Below are 17,760 nucleotides of genomic sequence, written 5' to 3' on the forward strand. Positions count from 1 at the left end.
TTAAGCATTAAAAGAATTCACGCTGTCTAGCTCGTAATTAAAATATTCAGCGGGTTTTTCGAGTAAATCCCAAATCTGGTGACGCGCGCTGTAGATTGCGTGCCGCACCTTCGGTTCGTAACTTGTAGTCCGTTTTGGAGACTTTCCCGCTTTCGCAGACATTGGCTTGAGTGCTGTGTCTGGCATGGGAACATTTAGAAACTCAAAAAGTTCTTTAATTACTGACTCTGGAGCTTGTACGAGATGCTCGTATCGATCGATATGATAATTCCAGTTTGGGTGTTGCGCGATCCAATACTGAAAACTACTCGCCACATCGTTCCATCGCTTGGCGTAGTGAAGAACAGTTTTGAGAGCAACTTGACTTTCCGATTTTTGAAATTTTTTTTCGAGCCGAGTGGGTGGAACCCAAGCAAGTATCATGCTTTTAATCACATCAAACGGATTTCTAATTGAAAAAACGATCCGAGTTTCTGGAAAAAGTTCCAGTATCATTTTTAATGCCGGATCTTCTTGGGTATATCGAATTTCTTTAAATCCCCAAGCTACTTGTTCTGGATTTATTTTTCGAGCAAATAGCTGAACGATTAGATTGATATAGACTTCTTTAGCTATTTCGCAATCGAATGGATTAATCCAGCTAATATCGATGGAATAATTGCTTAATTGACCCGTGACAATTGAAGGGTCGAGAGGTCTCGATCGAGAATATAAGTTTTGTTGTATTCCTTTATCTTTTGTTAATATATAATAGGACTCAGATAGCTTAGCCAAAAAACCCGAATGCTCTCCCCAAATTGTAATCTCACTTGAGGTATTCAAAATTCTCTGTAATAGGGTACTACCACACCTTCCAGGTCCCAATATGACAATCGGATCTTTCATGGTCTCAAACTAAAGTAAAATCGAGTGCGAACATATAATTATTTTTTCAATTTAATTATAAGTAATCTTAGACTATTAGCTTAATTTTAATCATCAGCATCTATATAGAATATAGAATCGCTAAAAAATATTGCACTAATTATCCTTCAAAATTTTCCTGTCAAATATACTTTTCATGTATTCCGATGCGGTTTCGGAAGAAATCTGTTGTGGGGAATTAAGTTCCCAATCATTGATGTCATACCCTAATTGGTTCAATGTATTGTTAAACACAGGCTTGAAAAAAGTTATATCATCTTCAGTGAACCAGTTTCTCCAATTGCCATATTTTTTAGAACGAGCTGTTATCCGAAAAACTCTTTTAGTAGAATTTATTTCTTGAGGAATTTCAAAACCTATATATTGATTGAGTGAGTTAATTTGATTAGTTATTACATCTTCATACTTCACCACATACCAGTCTTCTTTATGTAGTTTTAAAGTGTCTTCAACAAAAATATTGTATTCATTTTTTAGACTCTCTTTATATTTATTTAATAATTTGTGGCGACCTTGACGAATACTAATAGTAGATATTTCATACAAGTTGACTGAAGAAGGATTTTTTTCTTTTTGGCATACTAAATCAAAAGCTTGCTTAAAGTATTCTTCTTTCGGCTTATGACCATAAAACCAACGATATAACGTCCCACTAATCAAAATATCCCTTGGGTCTCGGCAAATAATAATTTTCTTGTCAAAATGAACGCCTATCTTTTTTGCCTCTTCAATATTTGAAATATTTTTAGGACTGGATGTGTACAAAATTTTCGTAATGTTATTATCTTGAACTTTATTCAACCAATCGTTTTCTTTTGGTTCAAATAATAGCTGAGAATCAAGACCTAAATAAGCATCCATACCCGTTTTTATTCTGCCAGCTAGCATGGATGTTCCACTTTTAGGTTTTCCAATTACCAGTATTTTCATCTTTTATATTTAATTAAATATATATAATGGCAAAAAGTGTTTATAATTACTATCGAATCGCCTCAATAAGCTGCTCAAACTTTGGCAAGACCTCTCGCTTATCATATCGATCGAGCATTAATTTCTGCACACCCGTCAACCATCCCGACTCAAACCGATCGCCTGTTGAAGGAAACAAGCCTTCGATAAACGAAACCAATCGATCGATACTCGCTTCTCCATGCAAAACATACCCAAATCGATCGAGAATAAACTTACTTCCCCCCGCGTGGCTGAAACACACCGCAGGTTTCCCTAAAATCAACGCTTCAAAGACAATCAACGGCTGCGGATCTTCACGGGAACAGAGAACGAATAAATCCGCTAAATTGAGATAGAAGTAAGGATTCGTTACTTCCCCGGAAATGAAAAAGTTATCAAGTTGCTCCCGTTCGTATCTCTCCTCAACAGGATTGTGAGCAATATCCGTAGAATGCCATTTACCGATCCAGAGAAACTGAATTTGAGGCAGCCGAATTGCCGTGTCAAAAAAGATATCCGTTCCTTTGCGATCGGATGCCACTCCACAGGCACAAATAATGGGTCGATTTCGACTTATTATGCCACCCTTTGCATTTTTCGGCAAGGATTCCTCAACTTGCGATCGCAACTGTATCTTTTCGCAATCAAAAAAGTGATCGACGATCGTACAAGCTGGTGGCATCGAGTCAAAAAAGTATCGCACGTCCCGTTCCACATCTTGAGAGACGCAAACCAATAAATCCACATAGTTCATAATATCCAGTGTTGCGCATCGAACCCGCAGCAAACTGAGGCATTCATCGCGCATCTCATGAACGTGGAAAATATTTTTAACCCCGCACAACCTCGAAGCCACCACCCACTCTCCCGAAGCCACGGAGTTGACGTAAACTAAATCCGGTTGGTGCTCCGAGATAAATGCTTTTGCCGTTTCCACCTTTTCCTGAAAAGGACTCAGGCGCACTTCGTGGCTGTTATTGATATTGAAGTACTTGATTCCCTCGGGATTATCCTGCATTGCCTGCTGTAATAGCGGACCATCTTTCTTAGTTGCGAAAATCACCTGATGGCGGCTGGCAAAGATTTTCGCTAACTCGAACACCACTTTCGGCGCGCCGGTGAGGGAAGAAGCATGGGAAACAAAGATTATTTTCATCGTACTATCATTAACCTCACTCCTGCCAGAACAATCGCATTCCATTTTGCCGTACCAAATTGCCGATAATGCGTTCGAGAGAATGGGCAATTTGTCCGTCTTTTTGGAAGTTTAAATCTTTGCCATCTCCCGTTTCGAGATCGTCATTTTTAAACTTGTCGTACATCGTTTTCCAAATCTGCGGTCGCACCCACATCATCGTCCCGGAAAGATACTCGCACTCGCGTGCATCTCCTTCAATTTCAAACACATCCAAAAGGCGATCGTAATGGTCGGCATTATTCAACACATCGGTATTGCGCCAATATCGAGAACCGATTAACCCCACCGACGGGTCAGTGCGCATAATTTCTAAGTTTTCTTTGACTTTTTCCGGGGTTCCCAAAATCGCCTCGAATAAATCTTGCCGCCAGCGATCGGAAATCAAATGGCTGACGTGAGGGCTTTTCTTGGTATGGATGGTACAAAACAGATCGTAAGCGGAAAAATCAACCCGTTCCATCGAGGCTAAATGACCGCCAATATCCTTGCCGCGATTGGGTGAAATCCCAATACTTGCATTCGGGAAATCCTGGCGGAGGCGATCGTGCATTTCCGGCTTCCAGATACTTTCAACGATATTGATATATAAATCGAACTCTTCGGGAATATTGCGAATGTATCCGCGAATTTCTTCCCATAAATCGAAGTAGTAGAGGTGGAAGAAGACCGCCAGTCGTCGCACCCCAGAGGCATCAACCGGCGTTGCGGGAATCTGAATTTTGGATTTGGAGGCAACTTGCGACCCTTTGTGAAGTTGGTCGATCGCGTAAATCCGTTTTTCTTGCCGACCAATCGTTAAGTAGTGGGCGATCGCCCGCCATTTCGAGCTAATATTTTCTTTGAGGTCGAGATGTAAGTCTAAATACCCCTGCCAATCGAAGTCTACGGGGAGCAAGGATGGGTTAAACCCGTGGTCTTCGTAAAACTGCGCCTCAGAAGCAATTCGACCTTCAGCTTTACCAAATTTAAACCAATGCGATCGAGCTTCTTCCTCTGTTGAGAGATGACTTAAATCTTTGTTGTATTCGAGATAAAATCGCCAATCAAATTCGGCATCGAGATCGAGGTTCGACTGTTTGGATAAATTTGAGGTTGGTTCGACCTGAGTTTGAGGTTCGGTTTGAGTTTGAGCCTCGGGGGTTTTGTAATAAAGTTGATTGAAGGAATGCAACCGCCCTTCTTGAATGCCGTGGGCTAAGAAGTGACGAATCGCCAGCCACTTGGATTTGATACCCGATTTTAAGTCGGGATTGAGTTCGAGATAATCGGACCAGTTAAAATCTGCCGGCAAATCGGATTTTCGATCTCCGTAGGCCGCCCAAAACTGCTCTGGGGTGGCGATGCGACCTTCTTTTTTCCCAACCTCTAGCCAGTGTTGGTAGGCTTCCTCAAAGGTGGAAAAATGGCTCAAATCGTCGTGGGATTCGATATAAAACGTCCAGTCGAAATCGGAAATCGATCGCTCTGGCTGGGGAACTGCCAGACTATCGGGGATCGGATCGCGATTTTCCTCAACCTTCCCACCCGGCTGCCGGAATAACTCGTTAAGATGGGCGATCGCCTCTGCATTATCCGGATCGATTTTGAGTCCCTTCAGATAGGCCGAAATCGCACCGCCACGATCGCTGCGATGCCACAACGCATTTGCCAATCCGAAATACAACCGGGCATTGCTGCGATTGGCATCGATTGCCTGATAGTAAAACTGGGGATTGTCGGGATCGAGTTCGAGGGCCCTTTGGTAAGCGTTGAGGGCTTTATCCAAGCTAACCCGACCGGCATTAGCATAGGCTTCGCTTAGTTTGCGCTTCAGGGCACCGGGTTCGTCGGGCATTAGGCGACCGTAGGCAGTGAGGGCTTCTTCGGTTCGATCGGGATCTTGCCCGAGGGCGAGATTGTAAAAGACGATCGCCTGGGCAGTCTCTCCCCGTTCTTCCAAGGCTTTAGCCAAGCCAAAATACAATCGGGCGTTGCGCGGATCGACCTCCAAAGCGCTATGATACAAATCCACCTCATAGGGCTTTGTGGCGATCGCCTCGGCGTAAATCCCCACGGACTCATCGAGCAATGCCTGACTTTGACGGTGCAGTGCCTTTGCCAGCCGAGTTTGCGCCGCGATCGAATCCGGTTCGAGGGTGAGGAGGTGGCGATAGCACTCGACTGCCTTTGCCCAGGTTTCCTGGCGAGTGAATGCCTCCGCCAAACCGAGATGCGCTTTGACGAAATCCGGTTCCAGGTCGATGGCTTTTTGATAGCATCCAGCCGCCTCCTCAAATCGCTCCAAGCGCAGTAGCAACCGCCCCCAGTTAGAGTACACCCGAGGTTGATTGTCGTCGATTTGAGTCGACCCGCGATAACATTCGATCGCCGCTTCCGGTTGCTGGAGTTCGGCATAGACGCTGCCCAAATTTGCTCGCACATCTGCTAAGTGGGGCTGGAGTTCGAGCGCTTTTTGATATCTATTTTTCGCCGTTTCCAGTTCTCGCTTTCCGTAGAAGATATTGCCCAGTAGCGCGTGAATTTCCGCAGCTTCCGGTTGAATTTGCAATGCCCGTTCGCACAGGGAAATTGCCTCATCCCACTCCCGATTGTCAAAACAGGCTTGGGCTTTTTCTAAGAAAATTTTGATTTCACTTAGCTCGGGCGCAGCATTCCGCGATGGGGATTGAATTTGAAATGTTGCATTTTGCAGAGATTCAAGTTTTTGGCGGACTTCCTTCAGGTCTGGCTGAAGTTCGAGCACTGTGCCGTAACACTCGATCGCCTCGGCGATTTCTCCTTGGTTTTCGAATGCCACAGCCAAAGCTAGATGAATTTTGTAATGGGGCGATATTTTGAGGGCTTGACGATAGGCTTCGACGGCTTCCGACCACTTTTCCTGCTTCGCTAAAACCTTGCCAAGATTGTAAAGAGGTTGAGCGGGATTCGGAGTAAAAATTGGGTTTTGGGGTAGGCTACCGGGCATTATTATTTTGGATTTGCAAGTTTATCTGAGTCACCGACTAGCACCTCTTCATTGCGTGAATTGCGTTACGGTTTACTGCATAACATTAAATCGACTGGAAGTAATGTCGCTAAGTTTGAGAGTAAAATAAATGAATTCTGAATAGAAAAATTATGCTTGAGTTAACCTCACGATTGATGAAAATCGATAAGAGTATTTTCAAATTAAAATTGACAAATTTATAACTTAAGATTCACCCCGAAGGCAAAGCGAGCAATAAGATTTGCAGAAAAATACTCGCGTCTGCACGACTTGTCGATTTAAATTTGACTCAGTACAATAGGTACTTAAATTTTTCGAGCTGTTTGAAAAGCGCGCAAGTTTTAAGCGTAACGATTAGACTTAACGCTTGTGAACGATTAATGAATTAGAACGCTGTTAGTCTAAATAATCGCTGAATATTCTATCAAATTTTTTTTGAGTCTGCAATGTCGGTCGTTTGACGAGATTGAGATAGCGTTAAAAGAGATCGGCATGGGGGATATCCGGCACTGACGTTAGATTTGAAAAACTAGATCTCAAGCCCCCAAACCCGTCACCATCCTAAACAGGGTCAGTACTAAGGCATTTGAGGGCGACGCCGGGTGCGAGGCTGACGATCGAGTCCCCAAGCAGGCAGGAGGCGATGTTTGAGAAAATGTCCGGCAATCGACAGGGCAACGATAATCGCCGTTCCGATGCCGATGGGACTGGGAACCCAAAAGACCGCTTCGAGGTGGTTGAGCTGACCCGATTCTAGATGCCACGCCAGTTGAAGATCGTCGGTATCGCTCTCGAGATTGGCTTTCTTGCCATTGGGTTGAACGCGAGTAGCCCCCCAGGGGGTATTGAGTTGGAAGCTCAAATCGACGATCGAGTCTGGAGTGATGACAATGCGATCGCCGTCGGAAATCGCCCCCAGCGCGCGCAAATCTAAATCCAAACTCAAGCGATTGTACAGGGCAAAAACCCAGTTATATTGCTTGAGACCCAGATGGGATGTCAGTTTGGGAAGCTGCGAGGTATCCGGTTCTCCCTCTTGAGAAGCGTCTTCTTCAGGATTAAAAAATCCGTTAAATCTTTCCACCAATTCGGCACCGTTATTGAAGGGGATGGTGACCTGGATTTCGCGATCGGAAGTTCGCTTGGCTTTTCCGTGGAGTTTGCGGGTGCGGCGCTCGATGCTATCCAACCACTCTTGCACCGTACCGGCACTCAAATTTGCCAGCCGCTCTGACAGATCGATTCGCTGCACGATCGTGCCGTGGGTTTGGCTGTCGAAGTTCACCCCCACATCGTAGCGCACGCAACCGGACAGACACAGCAAGGCGACGATCGGAAGCAATAACGATCGCCCTCGTCGCCACCAACGATGCACGTTCTCGATGCCAGAAACAGAGCGATCGGGCTGTGTTGGGGAAGTGGGTTTTTGAGTCACGGTTCGAGCCAGTTTTCGCGCGCGTTACTCGATCGATTTTACGCCTTGGAGGGGACAATTCGCGACGGGCAACCTTTACGGCTTTTATTCTTCAATAAACTTTACAATTTCCCTCGAATCGTCAATGTCGATCGCGCCGATAAAGTCGAGTCTCAATTGAAGGAGACTATTGTATGTTTGAGCGAATTTTAAACCTAAAATATCCAAACAATTTGCATTCCCAAGAGACCTGACTTTACTTCGTCTCAAGGGCGATGTTATACCCTCATTCGAGACTAATCCACTTCAAAAACTGTCCCGTTCTCTTTACTCATGAATCCAAATTTATGACATCGTCTATCTAGTTGTTCTCAAGAGTGATATCTTCGCCTCAGGAGGAAAACGATGCAAGAACAATATACAAAACAATCTCATAGCGCGGCTTGGATTTTTCAAGCGTGGGCTTCTTTTATCCTTGCCATTAGTGCGACAACTGCCGGCATTATTTATCTACCTGCCGATAATTGGACGAAGGGTTTTATGGGCATGGGATTGCTATTTTCCGTCGGTTCGGCGTTTAACGTCGCGAAAACGACCCGAGATTTACACGAAGCCAAAAAATTTACCACTCGCATTGATGAAGCCCGAGTGGAAAAACTCATTGCCGAGCATCATCCTTTACCGTAGGGAATTGAAGCGTTTTTCTCGCTTCGATCGCAACAATTCAGTTCGATCGAAGCGATACTGATGTGACTTAACGCCAGACGCGGGTTAAGGAGCTTCGAGTGGTGGGGCAGCGAGGTGGGTTCGGATCTTGTATAGAAAGGAGAATCGATCGACGGAGGCTTTCATCTAGGATTCGATTCCCTTTTCCCCTACACCCTATACCCCACCTTCACCAGTCACTGTTCGATCGAGTGCCTGACGTTATTTACCCATACCCAGTTGCTGGGCTTTCTGGTAGACTTTCCCTTCCGTCAGCAGCGATGGAGCGATGGTCACCTCCACTTGCTGCATTTCCTTCAGGTTCTTAGCTCCCAAGGTTCCCATGCTCGTTTGCAGCGCCCCAAGGAAGTTGTGAGTGCCGTCATCGAGTTGGGCCGGTCCTCGGAGAATTTGTTCGATGGTTCCCGTGGTTCCCACGTTAATCCGAGTACCGCGCGGCAGAACCGGACTTGGCGTTGCCATACCCCAGTGGAAGCCTCGTCCCGGTGCTTCGGCCGCCCGAGCGATGGGAGAACCGATCATCACGCCGTCGGCCCCGCAAGCAATACTTTTGCAAATATCGCCCCCGGTAATCAAGCCACCATCGGCAATGATGGGAACGTAAGTGCCCGTTTCGTTCAAGAAGTCATCCCGCGCCGCCGCACAATCGGCAACGGCCGTCGCCTGGGGAACGCCCACCCCGAGAACGCCGCGAGAGGTACAAGCCGCCCCCGGTCCGATCCCCACGAGGACCGCCGCAGCGCCAGCTTTCATCAGTTGTAACGTGACCTCGTAAGTCACGCAGTTTCCTAACGCCACCGGCATGGGCATTTCTTTGCAGAAGTCCGCCAAATCCAGAGGGGTAACCGACTCGGGGGATAAGTGAGCGGTAGAAACCACCGTGGCTTGTACGAAAACTAAATCTGCGGCCGCTTTGGCAATCGTCGAACCGTATTTGACCGCCCCTGCCGGGGTGACGCTAACGGCGGCAATTCCACCTCCCTCTTTAATTTCAGCTATTCGCCGTTCGATGAGTTCCGGTTGAATCGGCTTAGCGTAGAGTTCTTGCATCAAGGTGACAAATTCCGTTTTGCTCACCGAAGCGATGCGATCGAGAATCGGATTGGGATCGTCGTAGCGCGTTTGGATGCCTTCGAGGTTCAATACACCTAAGGCCCCCAACTCTGAGAGTCGAACCGCCATACGAACATCGACGACACCATCCATCGCACTGGCGAGAATCGGGATGTCGCGCTCGATTCCGCCAATACTCCAACTCGTATCCGCAAGGGTCGGATCGAGGGTGCGCACTCCCGGAGCGAGGGCGATCTCGTCAATTCCGTAAGCTCGGCGAGCAGTCTTACCTCGCCCAATTGAAATATCCACTATTGTTACTGTTCCCAAGACTTATTTAAGTTAGACTAACAGATTAGGCTCGGAGTGACTAGTGCTGCTAGGCAGAATTAAAAATTAAAAATTAAAAATTAAAAATGCTGACTATACATAGCTTCCACGGGTTGGATGCCGATCGTTTATTTCTGCGATGCTGCACGAGTACATTTTAAGATTCGGTAGATGCGATCCTCGATTACTACTTTGGCGACCCCTCAAAAATGAATCCACCCGAGTTGCTTGCATTTGAAAAATAGGCAGAGATACACAATAATAATCCAGGCTAGGGTTGTTGGAAGAGTTGGTAGACCGTCACTTGCCAATCCTCAAAAACACGGGTGGTACTCGGATAGGCTTGCAGGACTGCGAGGGACGGATCGGCGGGTTCGTCGCTCTTGCGAGTCTCGATCGCCCAAGCATAGTATCCGGTCTCGAGAACCGCTGGCAGGGGTTCGCGGGGGAAGTTCGGATCGATCGAAGCCATTTGGGGTTTGCGATGGGTGCGATGGAGCGATCGTTCTCGTTTGTCGAAGGGATAATAATCGAGATCGAGATCGTCCAAGCTTCGATCTGACCCCAGAGCGGCCCGCCAACGGATTGCCAGCAAGCGATATTGGTCGCTCGTCCAGCCCACTAACAGTCCGGGGCGATCGAGATCGACATTTTCCAGGGCAAACTCCTGCATTTGAGTGTAAACGGGCAATCCTTCAAAGGCGCTCAAAAGTTCGCCGTGCAGTTGCAATGCCGGTTTAATCGCACTCACAACCATCAACGCCCACAACAGCACCATCGCCCGCACCACAACAGCGTCTCCCCCACGATGCCGCAGAAACCGCAACACGTTGGCTAGCCCCAATCCCGCCAACATCCACATGACCGGTACGACGACAAAGAGATGCCGCAGTGAATTGGTGGTGGAAATCGTCAGAATACCGGTTGCTGCCAAAAGCGACCCGGCAGCAACGCGGACGCAGAGGCGATCCCAGTAGCCCACCGCACCGACGATCGCCAAAATGAAAGCAAACAGTCCGACAATGGCATTACTCGAATAGCTGCTCAACCAAACTTTCGGGTAAAAGAGGAGGTTTTCCATCGACCAGAAGGGGGCGTAACTCGGATGACCGGTAAAAAATAGCCACATCGTCGGGCGATGGGTGACCAGCAGCCAGGTTCCTAAAATTGTGGCGTAAATGCCCAGAACCGTCACCAAGTCCCGCCGGGTTCGCCGATCGAATAGTGCCGTGGGTTGAGTCCAGATTGCCCGCGGAAAGTCTTTCCCCAAAAGAGCGGCAATGAGTCCGCATCCGAAAAATAACCCGAAGGAATATTTCGTCAGAAAAATCGCCATCACCACGATCGCACTCAGGGCAACCCATCCAGAACGCCATCGATTGCCGCGATCGATCCGATGGGCGATCGCGATTAAGACGACCCCCAGCATCGCCCCCGTCATTTCCAACATACACAGCACTGAGTTGACAATGAAGGTGAGGCTAAAAATCGCCAGGGTGACGCTCAATATCGCACCCGCTAGGGGCAGCCAGCGATCGGTTTCGGAGTCTTCTCGGGCGACTCGAAAGACGAATCGGGCCATTCCAAGGACGGTAATTGCCGCAACCAACACCGTCGGCATTCGGCTGGCAGCAATACCGGGTTCCCCCAGGGTATAGGAGAGGGCCACGAAAACTGAGTGAACGGGGGGATAAAAAGATTGAGAGACGATCGCCCGGTATAAATCTGTGGGGTTGAGATGCATCAGCGCCCAGTACACCTGCCATCCATCCACGGCGTGGTTGGCTTCGTCGTTATCGAAGGGAATGGTAGTGGTGGCGACGGTGTAGATGAGAAACACCAGCAGCACCAATGCCATGGTGGCGATCGCCAAACGGATAAACTTAACGGCGATCGCCGTTGGCGAGGTTGAGGGTTTTAGCGCTGTACTCATTCAGGGTAAAAGAGAGACAAGGCGGACGTCACCTCATCCCCCAACCCCTTCTCAGCTCGGGAGAAAGGACACTAGAAGGGGAAAGTCTGGTGACACATAGAAAAACGATTCACCCATTGTCAATTGTCAATTGTCAATTGTCCATTCACGTAAGTTTCTACGGGGTAAATCCCTCTGTGTGGAAAAAATGTCCGAGTAGATACAGAGAACCGCACAGAATTGTCAGATTATCCGACGACGCGCGGGCGGCTTCTAATCCAGCGACGAGGTTCGATTCCGCTCGACATTCAGCTAAATCCGGGCAGATGCTGCGGGCTAAGGTGGTGAGTTCAATGGGATCGGCAGAGGTGCGATCGGGAACCGGAACGAGAAACAATCGATCGCCTCCGCGCAGCAGCATCCGAAAAATCCCCTCGTGGTCTTTGGTGGCCAGCATTCCCATCACCCAGGTCACCGGTTGCGGTTGAGTGTCGGCGTAGCGGCGCAATACTCCAGCCGCGGCGACGTTGTGCGCTCCATCGACGAGTAAGGGGAGATCGCGCCACTCCATCCATTGCAGCCGTCCAGGCCATCGAGCATTTGCCATCCCCGTTTCGATCGCATCGTCGGCAATCTTCCAACCGCGTTCTCGCAAACCCTGGATGGTGGCAACGGCGAGGGCAGAGTTGGTTAACTGCACGTCCCCCAATAAGGGTAAGGGATATTCGATGCCGCGAGAATTGGCTCGGGGGAAGGCATTTGCCGATTCTACGGGCCGGGCGGCTTCCACCCATACAGCCCGACAATTGAGTTCCCGAATGCGTTCTTCGACAACGATATTCGCTTCTGGGGGCAACTCGCCGATAATTGCCGGACATCCCGGCTTGAGAATACCTGCCTTCTCCGTGGCGATTTTACCCAGGGTATCTCCCAAACGCTGCCAGTGTTCGCGGCTGATGGAGGTGATGATACTGGCTGCGGGGCGATCGATGACGTTGGTGGCATCCAAGCGTCCCCCCAACCCCACTTCGATAACTGCTACATCCACCTTGCGATCGGCAAAATAGAGCCATGCAGCGGCTGTGATGACTTCAAACTGGGTGGGAGAGGGGGATTCGGGGTCGATGGCTTCTCGAACGCGATCGAGACAATCTACCAGGTCTTCGGGGGCGATGGGGCGATCGTTAAGGCAAATTCGCTCGCACCAATGCACCAGATGGGGAGACGTATAGCGTCCGACGCGGTAGCCAGCCTGGGTCAGGATGGAGGAGAGGTAGGCGCAGACGGAACCTTTGCCATTGGTTCCGGCAACGTGGATGGTGGGAACGGAATCTTGAGGGTTGCCTAATCGATCGAGCAGTTCTTCGATGCGCTCTAAGCCAAGATGGACGCCAAACCGTTGAAACTGCTGTAACATCTTGTCGATTTCGAGCCAAATTGATGTCACGGGATTCTTGGGTATTTCCTACTATTTAAATTTTTTATACTGTGAATTTCGATACAAAAGCAATCTTGCTCTCGATGTGAAGTCAAACCGCGTTGAATGTTCTTTCGTGAATGAAGGATGCGATCTGAGTTGATATTTTAGCGGGCATCCTCGTGTTTTCTCAAAGATTCGCGATCTCGAGCCGATCGAGTCAAATATCCATCCTGGCCGGGATTTCGTGGTGGCGCAATGGGGGAAATTACTCAAATGAAGCGAAGCTGACTCTCGATTTTTCTAGATTTTTGGGCATATTTCGCTACAATAGAAGAGTCAGTCGTCAATCGGTAATTTAGCTTAATGCTTCAATTCACTTCTATGGCTTTCCTGAAAAAACGCGACTCTCGAACTCTAAATTGAAGCAATCTTAACCTCTGACTCTCCAACTTTTCTAGATCCGCGTACGATCGCTGGCTAACGATTAATCAGAGGATAAACGGTTGACTTTCGCTGGCTTACCGAATCGATCGAAAAATCGATACTTGAATTTGGTTTCAGAAATCTTTTTATTCAGTCAAGAAATCTACGGCAGGGTAGCTTTGGTATGGTGAACGCAGACTCAGTATCTTTCAGATTGAGTTCTAACCAAAATGACTCTTCCTTCTCAGGGTCACTACTTCGTCAGCTAATGTCTATAAACCCGTAAAGAGCAGTGATTTTTTCCGTAATGGCTCTAGCAAAGCGTCCCCCCGGACGCCAATCCGGTACGATCAGTTTTACCTCGACCTTGTACCTCGGTTCCGTTTTAGACCTCTTACTCGCCGAAGTTCCAGACCGCATAGAACCCGAACTTCGACTCGGACTCCAAGAAGCCCTGGTGAATGCGGTTAAGCACGGAAACCAACTCGATCCGAGTAAAACCGTTGAAGTTCGGTTTTGTATCCGGGGAGAAACCTATCAATGGTCGATCTCAGATGGTGGAAGTCGCGGCAGCGATCCCTGCAATTGCTCCGAAGAGCAAGCTCTACCCGAACATGAATCGGAATGCGGTCGGGGAATGTTTATTCTCCAACAGATTTTCGATCGGGTCGAATGGAATCCGCAACGTTGCGAACTGCAACTGTGCAAGCAGGTGAAAGCGTCCCGGGCGCTCGCCTTCACCTAAGAATCCAATCCGAATCCAACTCATTCTGCTTTTCTGTCGAATTTTAGCGCGATTTGTTCCCCTTCGTCCCATGTTGCGGACAAGGGGGAGCCGAAATCGAGCGATTTAGCCAACCCACAGCCTGTTCCAGGCGAGGGAGAGCTTCCTCTGAGTTGCCCTTGAGTAGAAACACCAAAGCGGCTGCCACCTGTTCGCGCGCCCGCACGTTGCGATCGCTCTTGAGTCGGTGCCAGTCTCGTTCCCCCAATGCCAGCCGTTGGGCAAGGGTTTGGGCGAGTTCTAGGGTTTCGATCTCATCGAGGCGACTCAGTTTGGGATCGCTCAGTGCCGTGGGGCGAAACGTTGGGATGGGCGCAGATTCTGTCATGGATCTTAGGAGAACTGATATATTTGTGTATTGTATAGCAACCGTCAGGGCGGGCGCGGACAATGCCGGATACTGATGTCATTAACTCGCAATCTTTCCCCCCTGCCTCCAGCTGACAAGTGTAGGTTTTGAATATTTGGGTGGATTTGAGCAGGCCATCGCGGTGGGAGCAAAACCCTTGAATTTTCGTTGCCGTCACCACCTGAAATTGCCAGATTGTCAAAAAACTACACTTGTTAACCTGCCTCCAGGGCTTCCAGGGCCTACGGTCACTTGTGCCCTAACGAATATTACTACTGCTATACTGGCGATCGACCCGAGCAACATCGGCCCAATTCACAGACTTTCCCGACCGCATGACATCGCCTCCCGACCCCAATCCTTCCCCAAGAAGCAACAACGGCGAAGACTCGGATTTCAACGCCGCGATCGCAGAAGTCGAAGTCTCCCTGGAAGCACTCAAACAACGCTACCGCCAGATTCAGCGTGACACCCAACGCCATGCCGAACTCACCGACGAGCAGGATCGACTCAAAAAGCAACTGCGCCGCACCGTCACCCCCCAATCGAGCGCTCAGTTACAGACTCAACTGCAGCAAATTGCCCAACAAATCGAAGAGTTGGAAATTCGCTTAGAAACAACTCTGGTGTCTTGGGAAACGCTGCGAGAACCCTTCTGGCAAGCCGTGCGTTACGGCGGATTGGGTCTGGTTATTGGTTGGATGTTGAAGTCTTGTTCGAGTTGAGCGCAAGAGTCTGACTCACCCGGAACTCGTTTACTCTTCTACGATTTCCACCACATCTTCGATCGAAATGTCAAAAACACGAGCGATTTTGTGTAAAGCCGTATAGTCTACAGTTGCCATGCCTGTCGATTTTGCATAAGTAGCAATCGTCGTGTAGGGAATACCCGTTCGAGAAGAAACTTCTTTAAGAGCAAGCAATCGCCCTCCGACCTGGAAAATCAAGGGCGATCGCATTTCTTTCACAACCCACAACGTGGGAAGGATACATCTATGATACCAACACATATACCCGCTCAACTGACCTACCGGGATAAACTTCAGCCTTGGTACATCGTGCGTCAGTTGCCTTCCTTGCAGCGACTGACCGTCGCTCGATTCAGTCGCCGGAACGATGCAGAGGCTTATCTGCAAGCGTTGCGAAGATTGATGCCTCAAGTTCGCCATCTCATCGTTTTCAACACACTGAAGCAATGCGCGGATAACGCAGAAGATTTCAGAACCATGGCGCGCGATCGCATTTTGCATTAACACCACCTTTGCGAAGGGGGAGTTGAAGGTATCGCAGTCGCCAGTTACAGCTGTAACTCTACCGGGACTTACTCCCCCAGCTCCCCCCGCTTCCCCCGCTTCCCCCGCTCCCCCAACTTCCCTTTCTCCGGAAGCTCTCCTTGAGCGATCGAATCCCACGAGATTGCTTCAATGCCAGAATACCGTGCCACAATACAATAAGTCCGATCGCCAGTTATAGACACGAAGCCAATATGGGAATGCGACGAATTATCGAGATTTTGCGGAGCGGCGAACCCGAAGACACAGTGGCAGTCAAAGGTTGGGTACGCACCGTGCGGGAGTTGAAAGACTTCGCCTTTATGGAAGTCAATGATGGTTCCTCCCTCGCCAATCTGCAAGTGGTACTCGACGCAGATTTACCCAACAGTGCCGATATCTTCAAACAGCTCAGTACTGGGGCTTCTGTGGAAGTGTCGGGGACGTTGGTGGAGTCTCCGGCGAAAGGACAGCGCATCGAGCTGAAAGCGCAAACGGTAACGGTAGTGGGAGAATCCGACGCCCAAACCTACCCGTTGCAGAAAAAACGCCACTCCTTCGAGTTTCTGCGCAGCTTGGGACATTTGCGATCGCGCACCAATACCCTCGGGGCGGTATTCCGCGTCCGCAACGCCGCCAGCACCGCCATTCACCAGTTTTTCCAAGAACGGGGCTTTATGTGGGTGCATACCCCCATCCTCACGGCGAGTGACTGTGAAGGGGCCGGAGAAATGTTGGCAGTGACGAGTCTGGACTTAAAAAACGTTCCCCTCACCGACACCAAAGAAATCGATTACAGCCAGGACTTTTTCGGCAAACCCGCCTATCTCACCGTCAGCGGACAACTCGAAGCTGAAGTGATGGCGATGGCGTTTAGTAATGTCTATACTTTCGGACCGACATTCCGCGCTGAAAATTCTAACACCTCCCGCCACCTGGCTGAATTTTGGATGATCGAGCCGGAAATGGCATTTTGCGATCTCCAGGGGGATATGGATTTGGCAGAAGCCTTTTTAAAGTATATTTTCAAATTCGTCTTAGATAACTGCCCCGAGGATATCGAGTTTTTCAATAAGCGGATCGATAAATCCGTGTTAGAACGGGCGGAGAATATTATTAATAGCGAATTTGCGCGGATTTCCTATACTGAGGCGATCGCCCATTTGGAGAAGGCAAAGCGCAAGTTTGAATATCCCGTGGAATGGGGGGTGGATTTGCAATCGGAACACGAGCGCTATTTAGCTGAAGAGTTATTTAAAAAGCCGACGATCGTTACTGATTATCCGATCGAAATTAAAGCCTTCTACATGCGCCTCAACGACGATGAAAAAACAGTGGCGGCAATGGACGTGTTAGCGCCGGGGGTGGGAGAAATTATCGGCGGTTCCCAGCGGGAGGAACGGCTGGATGTTTTGGAGAAGCGGATTGCGGCGCAAGGTTTGGAGATTGAGGATTACTGGTGGTATCGCGACTTGCGGCGCTACGGAACCGTTCCCCACGCTGGATTTGGGTTGGGATTCGAGCGGTTGGTGCAGTTTATGACGGGTATGGGAAATATTCGGGACGTGATTCCCTTTCCCCGCGCACCGCAGAGTATTGAGTTTTAGGGGTAGTGTCTAAACATCAGTCCAACCGATGAGATAGAGAGTGGTACGCGATGTCTCTGTTCTGAAGAACTCCCTTTTGACAAATCACTTACTTTCTTCACGCTCGATGGGAGGTCGAAAGTATACTGCTGACGGCTCTTTGACCCATGGATCTGAACCTGGAGGAGGATTGATGTTTAGGTTTATCTCCGTAGATGGTTCTTCGATGATTGGTGGCTCTAAATCTGAAGGAGGCTCGGTGTTTGAGTCTTCCTCCGTAGATGGTTCTTCGATGATTGGCGGCTCTGAATCTGAGGGAGGCTCGGTGTTTGAGTCTTCCTCCGTAGATGGTTCTTCGATGATTGGCGGCTCTGAATCTGAGGGAGGCTCGGTGTTTGAGTCTTCCTCCGTAGATGGTTCTTCGATGATTGGC

Annotated in this window: 16 protein-coding genes; 6 read left to right on the plus strand and 10 right to left on the minus strand. The window is 48.9% G+C overall.

Annotation, left to right across the window (positions count from 1 at the left end):
* The 5 genes from AC2215_RS05265 to AC2215_RS05285 form a co-directional block, all read right to left on the minus strand.
* Entirely contained in the window at positions 1-885 is an 885-nt protein-coding gene (locus AC2215_RS05265; RefSeq protein ID WP_486808912.1) for a sulfotransferase family protein, read from the minus strand.
* Between the two features lie 135 nt (positions 886-1,020).
* The gene (locus AC2215_RS05270; protein ID WP_486808913.1) at positions 1,021-1,854 is read right to left on the minus strand and encodes a sulfotransferase domain-containing protein; all 834 of its coding nucleotides are present in this window, start codon (positions 1,852-1,854) and stop codon (positions 1,021-1,023) included.
* A 49-nt stretch (positions 1,855-1,903) separates the two neighbouring features.
* Entirely contained in the window at positions 1,904-3,031 is a 1,128-nt protein-coding gene (locus AC2215_RS05275; protein WP_486808914.1) for a glycosyltransferase, read from the minus strand.
* Between the two features lie 16 nt (positions 3,032-3,047).
* The gene (locus tag AC2215_RS05280; protein ID WP_486808915.1) at positions 3,048-6,038 is read right to left on the minus strand and encodes a tetratricopeptide repeat protein; all 2,991 of its coding nucleotides are present in this window, start codon (positions 6,036-6,038) and stop codon (positions 3,048-3,050) included.
* A gap of 598 nt (positions 6,039-6,636) precedes the next feature.
* Entirely contained in the window at positions 6,637-7,494 is an 858-nt protein-coding gene (locus AC2215_RS05285) for a DUF3153 domain-containing protein (protein WP_486808916.1), read from the minus strand.
* A 384-nt stretch (positions 7,495-7,878) separates the two neighbouring features.
* Between AC2215_RS05285 and AC2215_RS05290 the strand changes: the two genes are divergently transcribed.
* Complete coding sequence (locus AC2215_RS05290) at positions 7,879-8,160, plus strand: YiaA/YiaB family inner membrane protein (protein WP_486808917.1); 282 nt, start codon at positions 7,879-7,881, stop codon at positions 8,158-8,160.
* 240 nt (positions 8,161-8,400) lie between these two features.
* Here the strand turns inward: AC2215_RS05290 and AC2215_RS05295 are convergent, their stop codons facing one another.
* The 3 genes from AC2215_RS05295 to AC2215_RS05305 form a co-directional block, all read right to left on the minus strand.
* Positions 8,401-9,564, minus strand: a complete 1,164-nt coding sequence (locus AC2215_RS05295) for a GuaB3 family IMP dehydrogenase-related protein (protein WP_486808918.1) — start codon at positions 9,562-9,564, stop codon at positions 8,401-8,403.
* A 289-nt stretch (positions 9,565-9,853) separates the two neighbouring features.
* Positions 9,854-11,515 (minus strand): hypothetical protein, encoded by a 1,662-nt coding sequence (locus AC2215_RS05300; RefSeq protein WP_486808919.1) that lies wholly within the window; start codon positions 11,513-11,515, stop codon positions 9,854-9,856.
* Between the two features lie 157 nt (positions 11,516-11,672).
* On the minus strand, positions 11,673-12,911 hold the full coding sequence (locus tag AC2215_RS05305) for a bifunctional folylpolyglutamate synthase/dihydrofolate synthase (RefSeq protein ID WP_486808927.1): 1,239 nt from the start codon (positions 12,909-12,911) through the stop codon (positions 11,673-11,675).
* A gap of 733 nt (positions 12,912-13,644) precedes the next feature.
* Here AC2215_RS05305 and AC2215_RS05310 point away from each other — a divergent pair.
* Complete coding sequence (locus tag AC2215_RS05310) at positions 13,645-14,082, plus strand: ATP-binding protein (protein WP_486808928.1); 438 nt, start codon at positions 13,645-13,647, stop codon at positions 14,080-14,082.
* A 43-nt stretch (positions 14,083-14,125) separates the two neighbouring features.
* Here AC2215_RS05310 and AC2215_RS05315 read toward each other — a convergent pair whose 3' ends face one another.
* Positions 14,126-14,449: a DUF6439 family protein gene (locus AC2215_RS05315; RefSeq protein WP_486808920.1), complete on the minus strand. Its 324-nt coding sequence runs from the start codon at positions 14,447-14,449 to the stop codon at positions 14,126-14,128.
* 356 nt (positions 14,450-14,805) lie between these two features.
* On the opposite strand from AC2215_RS05315, the gene AC2215_RS05320 reads away from it, so the two are divergent.
* On the plus strand, positions 14,806-15,195 hold the full coding sequence (locus AC2215_RS05320) for a sll0565 family protein (RefSeq protein ID WP_486808921.1): 390 nt from the start codon (positions 14,806-14,808) through the stop codon (positions 15,193-15,195).
* A 30-nt stretch (positions 15,196-15,225) separates the two neighbouring features.
* Here AC2215_RS05320 and AC2215_RS05325 read toward each other — a convergent pair whose 3' ends face one another.
* Positions 15,226-15,393, minus strand: coding sequence for a helix-turn-helix domain-containing protein (locus AC2215_RS05325; RefSeq protein ID WP_486808922.1), 168 nt, complete (start codon positions 15,391-15,393; stop codon positions 15,226-15,228).
* A 72-nt stretch (positions 15,394-15,465) separates the two neighbouring features.
* On the opposite strand from AC2215_RS05325, the gene AC2215_RS05330 reads away from it, so the two are divergent.
* The 3 genes from AC2215_RS05330 to AC2215_RS05340 all read left to right on the plus strand — a co-directional run.
* Positions 15,466-15,723 (plus strand): hypothetical protein, encoded by a 258-nt coding sequence (locus AC2215_RS05330; RefSeq protein ID WP_486808923.1) that lies wholly within the window; start codon positions 15,466-15,468, stop codon positions 15,721-15,723.
* A gap of 233 nt (positions 15,724-15,956) precedes the next feature.
* Complete coding sequence (gene asnS / locus AC2215_RS05335) at positions 15,957-17,348, plus strand: asparagine--tRNA ligase (protein ID WP_486808924.1); 1,392 nt, start codon at positions 15,957-15,959, stop codon at positions 17,346-17,348.
* Positions 17,349-17,520: 172 nt separating this feature from the next.
* On the plus strand, positions 17,521-17,760 hold a 240-nt coding region (locus AC2215_RS05340), incomplete at its 3' end, for a hypothetical protein (protein ID WP_486808925.1).

This window comes from Zarconia sp., from assembly GCF_057467645.1.